Source organism: Amycolatopsis sp. cg9 (genome assembly GCF_041346945.1).
In the GTDB taxonomy this organism is placed as follows: Bacteria; Actinomycetota; Actinomycetes; order Mycobacteriales; family Pseudonocardiaceae; genus Amycolatopsis.
On the sequence record NZ_CP166850.1, the window covers coordinates 9,607,721 to 9,619,974 of the forward strand.

Annotated in this window: 5 protein-coding genes and 3 rRNA genes; all 8 read right to left on the minus strand. The window is 65.7% G+C overall.

The genetic code is table 11. The features are described 5' to 3' along the window. Positions 1–13: 13 nt before the first annotated feature. Positions 14–979 (minus strand): HAD-IIA family hydrolase, encoded by a 966-nt coding sequence (locus AB5J73_RS44080; protein WP_370965437.1) that lies wholly within the window; start codon positions 977–979, stop codon positions 14–16. After that, a complete protein-coding gene (locus AB5J73_RS44085; protein ID WP_370965439.1) occupies positions 972–3,251 on the minus strand; it encodes a hypothetical protein in 2,280 nt (759 codons plus the stop codon). The genes AB5J73_RS44080 and AB5J73_RS44085 overlap by 8 nt, the downstream gene beginning before the upstream one ends. A 96-nt stretch (positions 3,252–3,347) precedes the next feature. Further along, positions 3,348–3,464: ribosomal RNA gene (gene rrf / locus AB5J73_RS44090) — 5S ribosomal RNA — on the minus strand. 69 nt (positions 3,465–3,533) lie between these two features. After that, a 23S ribosomal RNA gene (locus AB5J73_RS44095) occupies positions 3,534–6,652 on the minus strand. Between the two features lie 311 nt (positions 6,653–6,963). After that, a 16S ribosomal RNA gene (locus AB5J73_RS44100) occupies positions 6,964–8,483 on the minus strand. Together the 16S, 23S and 5S rRNA genes form the textbook arrangement of a ribosomal RNA operon. 349 nt (positions 8,484–8,832) lie before the next feature. Continuing rightward, positions 8,833–10,107 carry a tyrosine--tRNA ligase gene (gene tyrS, locus AB5J73_RS44105; protein ID WP_370965441.1) on the minus strand — a complete coding sequence of 425 codons (1,275 nt, stop codon included), beginning with the start codon at positions 10,105–10,107 and terminating at the stop codon, positions 8,833–8,835. A gap of 32 nt (positions 10,108–10,139) precedes the next feature. After that, entirely contained in the window at positions 10,140–10,769 is a 630-nt protein-coding gene (locus AB5J73_RS44110) for a DNA-3-methyladenine glycosylase (protein WP_370965443.1), read from the minus strand. 46 nt (positions 10,770–10,815) lie between these two features. Next, entirely contained in the window at positions 10,816–12,231 is a 1,416-nt protein-coding gene (gene argH / locus AB5J73_RS44115; RefSeq protein ID WP_370965445.1) for an argininosuccinate lyase, read from the minus strand. Positions 12,232–12,254: the final 23 nt, after the last annotated feature.

The window sequence follows — 12,254 nt, forward strand, 5'->3', positions numbered from 1 at the left end:
CGAACGGTAGCAGTCAGTGCAGCCGGGCCTTCGCGTCCTCGCCGAGTTCGGTGACACCGGTCTCCCAGGCCACGTGGCACAGCGCGCGGAGCAGGTCCAGGTCGTCGCCGTCGCCGGTCGCTTCCAGGACGCCGTCCCGGGTGGTCACGGACCAGCCGGGACGCGGCCCGATCTTGAGGTCCTCGGGCCGCTCGGTGAGCGCGGTGAGGTCCTTGGCCAGGTAGGTCCCGCGTTCGGCGGGGACGGCCTCGATCAGCTGCCGCGGCGTCGCGACCCCGGAGAGCACGACCAGCGAGTCGATGCCCGCGGCGACCGCGCCGGCGATGTCGGTGTCGAGCCGGTCGCCGACGACCAGGGGCCGCTCCGCGCCCGCCGAGCGGGCAGCGGTCTCGAACAGCAGCGGCTGCGGCTTCCCGGCGACGAGGGGTTCGACGTCGGTGGCGGTGCGCAGCGCGGCGACCATCGAGCCGTTGCCGGGCAGCAGGCCGCGTTCGCTGGGCAGCGTCGCGTCGACGTTGCAGGCGACCCACAGCGCGCCCGCGCGGATGGCCAGGCAGGCCTCGGCGAGCGCGGCCCAGGTGTTGTCGGGCGAGTGGCCCTGGACGACCGCCTTGACGTCGTCCCCGTTTTCCCGCACCGGCGTCAGCCCCGCCCCGGCGACCTCGGCGGCCAGCGACTCGGTGCCGACGACCAGGACCTCGGCCCCGGGCGCGAGCCGGTCCTTCAGCAGGACGACGCCGGCCTGCGCGCTGGTGTGCACCTCGTCGACACCGGCGGGCATGCCGAGACCGGTGAGGTGCGCGACGACCTCACCGGGCGCCTTGGAGGCGTTGTTCGTGACGAACCGGACGGGTGTGCCGTGCTCGCGGACCGCGCGGACCGTCTCCGGGGCGCCCGGGATCACCCGGGCGCCGTGGTAGACGGTGCCGTCGAGGTCGAACAGGACGGCGTCGTAGGCCGCGAGCAGGGCGTCACTCATCGGTCTCGGCTTTTTCGGCGGCGGCCTGGTCCTCGTCCTTCGGCCCGTTGGCCAGTTCGGCGGCCCGCTCGGCGGCGTCGGTCTCGTCGTCCTCGTCGGCCTCGGCCGAGTTCAGGAACCACCGCACGGCCTCGTCCTCGCGCCCGGCGGCGGCGAGGTTGTCGGCGTAGGCGTAGAAGAGGCGCGCGCTCCACGGGTCACGCTTCTCGGCCTTGAGGTCATCGCCTTGGAGTGAGACGACGGCGGCGTCGAGCTGCCCGAGGTCCCGCCGCGCCCCGGCGGCGACGATCGCGAGCTCGACCTGAACGGCCTTCGGCAGCTTCGCCGTGTCGGCCTCCTTCGCCAGGTCCAGCGCCCGCTCCGGCCGGCCGAGAGCCCGCTCGGCGTCGGCGATGATGGCGATGTGGTCGTCCGTCCGCGTCATCCGCCGGACGGCCCGCAGTTCGGAGAGGGCTTCGGACCAGTTGCCGGCGTGGTAGGCGACGAGCCCGAGCGCTTCCCGGACGATCGGCACGCGCGAGGCCTTCGCCTTGGCGTACTTGGCGTGTTCGAGCGCGGCCTCGGGATCGCTGTCGATCAGCCCCCCGGCGGCGACGAGGTGCTTCCCGACGGTCTCGGCCAGCCCCTTCGGCAACGTCCTCAGCTCGCGGCGAGCGTCTTCGTCGAGGTCGGAGAACTCGACGTCCTCGGGCAGCTCTGGCGCCTCGAGGAGCTCCTTGGCCAGAGCTTCGTCATCGAGCGCGGCGCCGACCTTGGGCCTCGGCCCACGCACGGGACGGTCGTCCCGGTGCTTGAAGTCCCCACCGGACCCCGCACCCCGGCCTTCCCACCGCGGCTTGCGATCCCCGTAGGACGCCTTGCCCTGCGGCCGCCCGGCGCGATCGTCGGAGCGGTTGCCGTGGCTGCCGCTGCGACGGTCATCGCGGTCGCCGGAGTCGCGGCCGCTGTAGCCGCCGCTGCTCGGCCGGCCGGAGTCCCGGTCGCCGTCGCTGCGCCGGTCGTCGCGACCGCTGTAGCTGCCGCTGCGCCGGTCATCGCGACCGCCCGAGTCGCGGTTGGTGTACCCGCCGCTGCGCCGATCGTCGCTGCTGCGGCCGCCGCCCGACCGGCTGCCGGAGTCGCGGTTGTACCCACCACCGCGGCTGCCCGAGTCACGGTCGCCGTAGCCGCCACCGCGGCGATCGTCGCGGTCGCCGGTGTTGCCACCGCCCGACCGGCTGCCGGAGTCGCGGTTGTACCCACCGCCGCGGCTGCCCGAGTCACGACCGCTGTAGCCACCGCCGCGACGGTCGTCACGACCGCCGGAGTCCCGGCTGCCGTAGCTGCCACTGCGGCGGTCGTCGCGGTCGCCCGAGGTCCGCCCGCTGTAGCTGCCGCCGCGACGGTCATCGCGGTCGCCGGTGTTCCGGCTGTTGTAGCCGCCCGGCCGGCTGCCCGAGTCCCGGTTGCCGTACCCACCGCCGCGACGGTCGTCGCTGTTGCGGCCGGCGTAGCCACCGCTCGAGCGGCTGCCGGAGTCGCGATCACCGCTGCGGCCGGTGTAGCCACTGTTCGACCGGCCGGAATCGCGGGAGCCGTAGCCTCCGCCCGATCGGTTGCCGGAGTCGCGATCGCCGCTGCGGCCGCCGTAGCCACCGCTGGATCGGTTGCCGGAGTCCCGGTCACCGCTGTTGCGGGAGCCGTAGCCACCGCTCGACCGGCTGCCGGAGTCGCGATCGCCGCTGCGGCCTGCGTAACCACCGCTCGACCGACTGCCGGAGTCCCGGTCACCACTGTTGCGGCCTGCGTAGCCTCCGCTCGATCGGTTGCCGGAGTCCCGGTCACCGCCGCTGCGGCCCGCGTAACCACCGCTGGACCGGCTGCCGGAGTCGCGATCGCCACTGTTGCGGCCGCCGTAGCCTCCACTCGGCCGGCTGCCGGAGTCGCGGTCGCCGGTGTTGCGGCCGCCGTAGCCACCGCTCGGCCGGGTGCCGGAGTCGCGGGTGCCGCGGCGGTCGTCGCGGCCGCTCTCGCGGCTCTGACCTGTGCCGCTTCCGCGCTGGTCGCGGTCACGGGGACCGTCGCCGCCGCGGAAGGGCTTGCCGCCGCCGCGGACTCCGCGGTCGTCGCGGCGAGGCCGGCCCTGGTGTCCGCCGTCGCGGCCGCCGCGGTCCTGGCGCGCTCCGCGCCGGTCTCCCCGGGGTGCGTCCGACCGGTCCCGGGAGCCTTCGTCCCGGCGTGCCGATCGGCCGGACCCATCATCGCTTGAGTCTCGTCGACCGAACTCGGACACCTGGCCTCCTGCCATGGAAAAATCTTGTTCTGGACATACGCGTACGGCCCGTTAGGGCAGCCAACTGGCTATCCTAACGGGCCGTACGGAAGGTAAGTTCGGCGGTGTCCTACTCTCCCACAACCCTTCGGTTGCAGTACCATCGGCGCTGTCAGGCTTAGCTTCCGGGTTCGGAATGGGACCGGGCGTTTCCCTGACGCTATAACCACCGAAACACTCCGAAACAACACACACGCTTCCGTGTGGTGTTTCAGAACCGTAGAGTGGATGCGCAACATCTTCGTAGACAAGTCCTCGGCCTATTAGTACCAGTCAACTCGACAACACATTACTGTGCTTCCATTTCTGGCCTATCAACCCAATGGTCTCTTGGGGGCCTTAACCCACAAAGGGTGGGATACCTCATCTTGGAACAGGCTTCCCGCTTAGATGCCTTCAGCGGTTATCCCTTCCGAACGTGGCCAACCAGCCATGCCCTTGGCAGAACAACTGGCACACCAGAGGTTCGTCCGTCCCGGTCCTCTCGTACTAGGGACAGCCTTCCTCAAGTATCCTACGCGCGCGGCGGATAGGGACCGAACTGTCTCACGACGTTCTAAACCCAGCTCGCGTGCCGCTTTAATGGGCGAACAGCCCAACCCTTGGGACCTACTCCGGCCCCAGGATGCGACGAGCCGACATCGAGGTGCCAAACCATGCCGTCGATATGGACTCTTGGGCAAGATCAGCCTGTTATCCCCGGGGTACCTTTTATCCGTTGAGCGACACCCCTTCCACCAGGAGGTGCCGGATCACTAGTCCCGACTTTCGTCCCTGCTCGACATGTCTGTCTCACAGTCAAGCTCCCTTGTGCACTTGCACTCAACACCTGATTGCCAACCAGGCTGAGGGAACCTTTGGGCGCCTCCGTTACTCTTTAGGAGGCAACCGCCCCAGTTAAACTACCCATCAGGCACTGTCCCTGAACCAGATCATGGCCCGAGGTTCAGATTCCCAATTCGACCAGAGTGGTATTTCAACAACGACTCCACCACAACTAGCGTTGCAGCTTCACAGTCTCCCACCTATCCTACACAAGCCGAACCGAAAACCAATACCAAACTATAGTAAAGGTCCCGGGGTCTTTCCGTCCTGCCGCGCGTAACGAGCATCTTTACTCGTAGTGCAATTTCGCCGGGCCTGTGGTTGAGACAGCCGGAAAGTCGTTACGCCATTCGTGCAGGTCGGAACTTACCCGACAAGGAATTTCGCTACCTTAGGATGGTTATAGTTACCACCGCCGTTTACTGGCGCTTAAATTCTCAGCTTCGCCCCGAAAGGCTAACCGGTCCTCTTAACGTTCCAGCACCGGGCAGGCGTCAGTCCATATACATCGTCTTGCGACTTCGCATGGACCTGTGTTTTTAGTAAACAGTCGCTTTCCGCTGGTCTCTGCGGCCACCCACCCCTAGCCTGTAAAAAGCTTCAGGATGTTTGGCCCCCCTTCTCCCGAAGTTACGGGGGCATTTTGCCGAGTTCCTTAACCACAGTTCACCCGATCGCCTTGGTATTCTCTACCTGACCACCTGTGTTGGTTTGGGGTACGGGCCGTGCATGCACTCACTAGAGGCTTTTCTCGGCAGCATAGGATCACTCTACTTCGCCTCAAACGGCTACGCATCACGTCTCAGCCTACGTGAGTGGCGGATTTGCCTACCACTCGGCCTACACGCTTACACCAGGACAACCATCGCCTGGCGGAGCTACCTTCCTGCGTCACCCCATCGCTTGACTACTACGAAATCAGGTCCCACGCTCCCACACCACCATCCACCCGAAGGCTTCAAGCGACGGCTTTGGGTGGTTAGTATCAAACGCCTCGTCATGGGCGCACATGCTCGGGTACGGGAATATCAACCCGTTGTCCATCGACTACGCCTGTCGGCCTCGCCTTAGGTCCCGACTTACCCTGGGCGGATTAGCCTGGCCCAGGAACCCTTGGTCATCCGGCGGCAGAGTTTCTCACTCTGCATTCGCTACTCATGCCTGCATTCTCACTCCCACACCCTCCACGACTGGCTTCCGCCGCCGCTTCCCTGGATGCAGGACGCTCCCCTACCCATCCATACCACTAGACAACACCCTCAAGGAGTGAAGCCGATGTAACGCATGAATGACACAGCTTCGGCGGTGTGCTTAAGCCCCGCTACATTGTCGGCGCAGGACCACTTGACCAGTGAGCTATTACGCACTCTTTCAAGGGTGGCTGCTTCTAAGCCAACCTCCTGGTTGTCTGGGCAATCCCACATCCTTTCCCACTGAGCACACACTTAGGGGCCTTAGCTGGTGTTCTGGGCTGTTTCCCTCTCGACGACGAAGCTTATCCCCCGCCGTCTCACTGCCACGCTCTCACTAACCGGTATTCGGAGTTTGGTTGATTTCGGTAACCCGGTAAGGCCCCTAGACCATCCAGTAGCTCTACCCCCGGCAAGAAACACGTGACGCTGCACCTAAATGCATTTCGGGGAGAACCAGCTATCACGGAGTTTGATTGGCCTTTCACCCCTACCCACAGCTCATCCCCTCAGTTTTCAACCTAAGTGGGTTCGGGCCTCCACGACGTCTTACCGTCGCTTCACCCTGGCCATGGGTAGATCACTCCGCTCGGGGTCTAGACCACGCGACTCAATCGCCCTATTCAGACTCGCTTTCGCTACGGCTACCCCACACGGGTTAACCTCGCCACGCAGCACTAACTCGCAGGCTCATTCTTCAAAAGGCACGCCATCACCCATCACAGGCTCTGACGGCTTGTAGGCACACGGTTTCAGGTACTCTTTCACTCCCCTCCCGGGGTACTTTTCATCTTTCCCTCACGGTACTCGTCCGCTATCGGTCTTCAGGAAGTATTTAGGCTTACCGGGTGGTCCCGGCAGATTCACAGCAAATTCCACGAGCTCGCTGCTACTCGGGAACACCACCAAGGTCCTTGAAACTGGTTTTCGCGTACGGGGCTCTCACCCACTCCGGCCCGCCATCCCAAGCGGTTCCACTAACCAGCACAACAACCCGAAGAAATGTCAGTCTCTTCAAGGCGGGTCCCACAACACCGCACATACAACGCCTGACAGCTTGACATACGCACGGTTTAGCCTCTTCCGCTTTCGCTCGCCACTACTCACGGAATCACGGTTGTTTTCTCTTCCTACGGGTACTGAGATGTTTCACTTCCCCGCGTTCCCTCCACACACCCTATATATTCAGGTGCGGGTAACACCACATCACTGGTGCTGGGTTTCCCCATTCGGAAATCCTCGGATCACAGCTCGGTTGACAGCTCCCCGAGGCTTATCGCAGCCTCCTACGTCCTTCATCGGCTCCTGAAGCCAAGACATCCACCATGTGCCCTTAACAACTTGACCACAAAGATGCTCGCATCCACTCTACAGTTCTCAAACACCACACCAGAAACAAACGTCCCTAGGGGGGTTAGCCCCTCGGCGTGTTGCCTCAGGACCCAACAGTGTGCACAGCGAACAACCCACCACCCAGCTCCACGACCGGGGTTCCACGCGAAGCAAGCTCCGCAGTACTAGCCGGCGGTATCACTACCGCGGTGAGCCTTAACCAGTAGTTCCACAATTCCTTGAGCAACCAGAACAACACCACATTCGGGTGTTAAACCCTGGCCACCCCAGCAAGCTGAGCTCACTGGATGTGTTGTGCTCCTTAGAAAGGAGGTGATCCAGCCGCACCTTCCGGTACGGCTACCTTGTTACGACTTCGTCCCAATCGCCAGTCCCACCTTCGACCACTCCCTCCCCGAAGGGTTGGGCCATGGGCTTCGGGTGTTACCGACTTTCATGACGTGACGGGCGGTGTGTACAAGGCCCGGGAACGTATTCACCGCAGCGTTGCTGATCTGCGATTACTAGCGACTCCGACTTCACGCAGTCGAGTTGCAGACTGCGATCCGAACTGAGACCGGCTTTAAGGGATTCGCTCCACCTCGCGGTATCGCAGCCCTCTGTACCAGCCATTGTAGCATGTGTGAAGCCCTGGACATAAGGGGCATGATGACTTGACGTCATCCCCACCTTCCTCCGAGTTGACCCCGGCAGTCTCCCACGAGTCCCCGCCATGACGCGCTGGCAACGTAGGATAAGGGTTGCGCTCGTTGCGGGACTTAACCCAACATCTCACGACACGAGCTGACGACAGCCATGCACCACCTGTACACCAACCACAAGGGAAGCCCCATCTCTGGGGATGTCTGGCGCATGTCAAGCCCAGGTAAGGTTCTTCGCGTTGCATCGAATTAATCCACATGCTCCGCCGCTTGTGCGGGCCCCCGTCAATTCCTTTGAGTTTTAGCCTTGCGGCCGTACTCCCCAGGCGGGGCGCTTAATGCGTTAGCTACGGCACGGACAACGTGGAATGTCGCCCACACCTAGCGCCCAACGTTTACAGCGTGGACTACCAGGGTATCTAATCCTGTTCGCTCCCCACGCTTTCGCTCCTCAGCGTCAGTATCGGCCCAGAGACCCGCCTTCGCCACCGGTGTTCCTCCTGATATCTGCGCATTTCACCGCTACACCAGGAATTCCAGTCTCCCCTACCGAACTCAAGTCTGCCCGTATCGACCGCACGCTCCACGTTAAGCGTGGAGATTTCACGGCCGACGCGACAAACCGCCTACGAGCTCTTTACGCCCAATAAATCCGGACAACGCTCGCACCCTACGTATTACCGCGGCTGCTGGCACGTAGTTAGCCGGTGCTTCTTATCCAGGTACCGTCACTTGCGCTTCGTCCCTGGCGAAAGAGGTTTACAACCCGAAGGCCGTCATCCCTCACGCGGCGTCGCTGCATCAGGCTTGCGCCCATTGTGCAATATTCCCCACTGCTGCCTCCCGTAGGAGTCTGGGCCGTGTCTCAGTCCCAGTGTGGCCGGTCACCCTCTCAGGCCGGCTACCCGTCGTCGCCTTGGTAGGCCATTACCCCACCAACAAGCTGATAGGCCGCGGGTTCATCCTGCACCGCCAGAACTTTCAACCACCCACCATGCGGTAGGAGGTGATATCCGGTATTAGACCTCGTTTCCAAGGCTTATCCCAGAGTGCAGGGCAGATTACCCACGTGTTACTCACCCGTTCGCCACTCATCCCCACCCGAAAGTGGTTCAGCGTTCGACTTGCATGTGTTAAGCACGCCGCCAGCGTTCGTCCTGAGCCAGGATCAAACTCTCCAACAATGAATAGTTTAATCGAGGCAATTTCTTGCTTCTCAAAGGAAACCCCGACGAGGGGGTTTCATATATAAGCTCTACTGGCTTAGTTCACTAGCACACTGTTGAGTTCTCAAGCAACACACCCCGAGTTCGCCGCGTTCCAGCGGCCCGCTCGAAGCGAGTCATTCCTAGCAGTTTTTGGCGGGACACCCACTCAATCGCGATCCGCGAGAGCTTGGTTCGTGTCCCGGCGGCCACCCGGTTTCCCTGGCGACTTGGAGAACTTTACACCCCCTCCAGGGGCCCGGAACAGGGGGGTACCTTAACCGCGTTCCCGCAGGCCAGGCCCCTGTTTCGGGCCGCCGGAGGCCGGTCAGCCGCCGAGCGCGACGCCGGCGACGTTGCGCTTGCCCTTGCGGACGACGAGCCACTTGCCGTGCAGGGCGTCGCCCGGCGCCGGCTTCCACTCCTCGTCCGCGATCTTCACGTTGTTGACGTACGCGCCGCCCTCCTTGAGCGTGCGGCGCGCGGCGCCCTTGCTGTCCACCAGTCCCCCGGCGAGCAGCAGGTCGACGATCGTCGGCTCGCCCGACGGGTCGACCTTGCCGTTCGGCACCTCGGCCATCGCCGCGTCGAGGGTGCGTTCGTCCAGGTCGCCGAGCTCGCCGCGGCCGAACAGGGCCTGGCTGGCGGTGATGACCTGCCGGGTCTGCTCCTCGCCGTGCACGAGGACGGTGAACTCCTCCGCCAGCCGCTTCTGCGCGGCGCGCAGGTGGGGGCGCTGTTCGGTGTCCTCGGCCAGCGCGGCGATCTCCTCCCGGTCGAGGAAGGTGAACATCCGCAGGTAGCGGATGACGTCGGCGTCACCGACGTTCACGAAGTACTGGTACCAGGCGTACGGCGAGGTCATCTCCGGGTCGAGCCAGAGGTTCCCGCCCCCGGTGGACTTGCCGAACTTGCGGCCCTCGGCGTCGGTGACCAGCGGCGCGGTCAGCGCGTGCGCGCTCGCGCCGTCGGTCCGGCGGATCAGGTCGACCCCGCCGACGAGGTTGCCCCACTGGTCGGACCCGCCGACCTGCAGCTTGCAGCCGTACTGGCGGTGCAGCTGCAGGTAGTCCTGCGACTGCAGGAGCAGGTAGCTGAACTCGGTGTACGACATGCCGTCGCCTTCGAGCCGCCGCTTCACCGTCTCCCGGTTGAGCATGACGTTGATCGAGAAGTGCTTTCCGACGTCGCGCAGGAACTCCAGGGCGCTCTGCTGCCCGGTCCAGTTCAGGTTGTTTTCGACGATCGCGCCGGTCGGCGAGTCGTCGAAGTCGACGAACCGCTCGAGCTGGCCGCGGATGCGCCCGGCCCACTCGGCGACGACGTCGAGGGTGTTCAGCGTGCGCTCGCCGGTGTCGCGCGGGTCGCCGATCATCCCGGTCGCGCCGCCGGCCAGCACGATGGGCCGGTGCCCCGCGCGCTGGAAGCGCTTGAGCATGAGCAGCGGGACCAGGTTGCCGGCGTGCAAGCTGGGCGCGGTCGGGTCGAAGCCGCAATAGAGCGTCACGGGACCCTGGTCGAGCTCGCGCCGGAGGGCGTCGATGTCGGTGGACTGCGCGATCAGGCCGCGCCAGGACAGCTCGTCGAGGATGTGTTCGCTCACGCCTGTAGATCCTCCCGCACCTGGTCAACCGACTAACTGGCGGGTCGGACCCGGCGCTTCCCGCCCCGGCGGTAGGTCGACACGGCGGGTGAGCCGTCGACCCAGAACCGCCACGGCGTCTCCATCGCCATCGCGACGCCGACGCGGGGGCCGGTGCGGATCAGCTCGTCCGGCACCCGTTCGCCCGCGTAGAGCCGGACCGGCGAGCCCGGATCGGTCAGGTCGGCGCCGTTCTGCTCGCGGTCGACGCGGAGCACCGACGTCAGGATGGCCGGGCCCTTGGCCAGTTCGCCGGTCCCGCGCGCGGACGGGCGCCGCTTGCGGACGACGTCGAGGCCGGTGACGACCTCGCCCGCCCGCAGCAGCACCGCGCCCGCCACGCCGTCGTGGGAGCCGACGATGTTCGCGCAGAAGTGCATCCCGTAGACGAAGTACACGTACAGGTGCCCCGCGGGACCCCACATCACGGCGTTGCGCGGGGTCCGGCCGCGGTAGCAGTGCGACGCCGGGTCGTCCTCGCCGCGGTAGGCCTCGACCTCGACCAGCCGGACGCCGACGGTGCCGTCCGGACCGTCGGCTTCCAGCACCGAGCCGAGCAGCAGCCGGGCCAGGTCGACGGGATCGAGTGCCAGCTCCTCGCGCGTGAACAGCCGGTCGCTCAACACCGCTCCCCTCGTCCTGGTGACCCGGCCGAGCGTAACCAGCGGGTCAGTTGAGCCACTGACGGGCCGCCGTGACGCGCTCCTCCAGCCGGGCGCGCTGCTCGGCCACGCGTTCCGGCGCCGTCCCGCCCCGGGCGTTGCGCGACTTCACCGAGCCTTCGACGGTGAGGACCGCGCGCACATCGGGCGTGAGCGCGGGGTTGATCTTCTCGAACTCCTCGTCGGTGAGCTCGTCCAAGCCGACGCCGCGGGTCTCGGCGACGCGAACGCTTTCGCCCGCCGCTTCGTGCGCGACGCGGAACGGCACGCCCTGGCGCACCAGCCACTCCGCGATGTCGGTCGCCAGCGTGAACCCGGCCGGCGCGAGCTCGGCCAGCCGGTCGGTGTGGAAGGTCAGCGTGGCGAGCATGCCGGCGATCGCCGGGAACAGGAGCTCGAGCTGCTCGACCGAGTCGAACACCGGCTCCTTGTCCTCCTGCAGGTCGCGGTTGTAGGCCAGCGGCTGCGCCTTCAACGTGGCCAGCAGGCCGGTGAGGTTGCCGATCAGCCGGCCCGCCTTGCCGCGGGTCAGCTCGGCGACGTCGGGGTTCTTCTTCTGCGGCATGATCGAGCTGCCGGTGGCCCAGGCGTCGTCCAGCGTCACGTAGCCGAACTCGGCCGTGTTCCAGATGATCACCTCTTCGGCGATCCGGGACAGGTTCACCGAGAGCATGGCGACGGCGAAGGCGAATTCGGCGACGAAGTCGCGCGAAGCGGTGCCGTCGATCGAGTTCTCGACGCTGGTCGCGAAGCCCAGCTCCTCGGCTACGGCCTCGGGGTCGAGGCCGAGCGACGAGCCGGCGAGAGCACCTGAGCCGTACGGCGATTCGGCCGTGCGGGCGTCCCAGTCCTGCAGCCGCGAGACGTCGCGCAGCAGGGCCTGGCCGTGGGCCATGAGGTGGTGCGCGAGCAGCACCGGCTGGGCGTGCTGCAGGTGCGTGCGGCCGGGCAGGATCGCGTCCGGGTGCCGCTTCGCCTGCGAGACCAGCGCGTCGACGACTTCCAGGGTGCCGGCGACGACCCGGCGGGCGGCGTCGCGCAGCCACATCCGGAACAGCGTGGCCACCTGGTCGTTGCGCGACCGGCCGGCCCGCAGCTTGCCGCCGAGTTCGGTGCCCGCCCGTTCGAGCAGGCCGCGTTCGAGGGCAGTGTGCACGTCCTCGTCCGCGATCGTCGGGGTGAACTCCCCCGACGCGACGTCCTGGGCGAGCGCGTCCAGGGCGGTCAGCATGCCCGTCAGCTCGTCGTCGGTGAGCAGGCCCGCCTTGCGCAGCACGCGGGCGTGCGCGCGGGAGCCGGCGATGTCGTAGGGCGCCAGTCGCCAGTCGAAGTGCGTCGACGCGCTCAGCGCGGCCATGGCCTCCGCCGGACCGCTGGCGAACCGGCCGCCCCACAGCTGGACCGGCTGCTCGTTCCCGCTCACTGTTCTCGTTTCTCCTCGGTGTT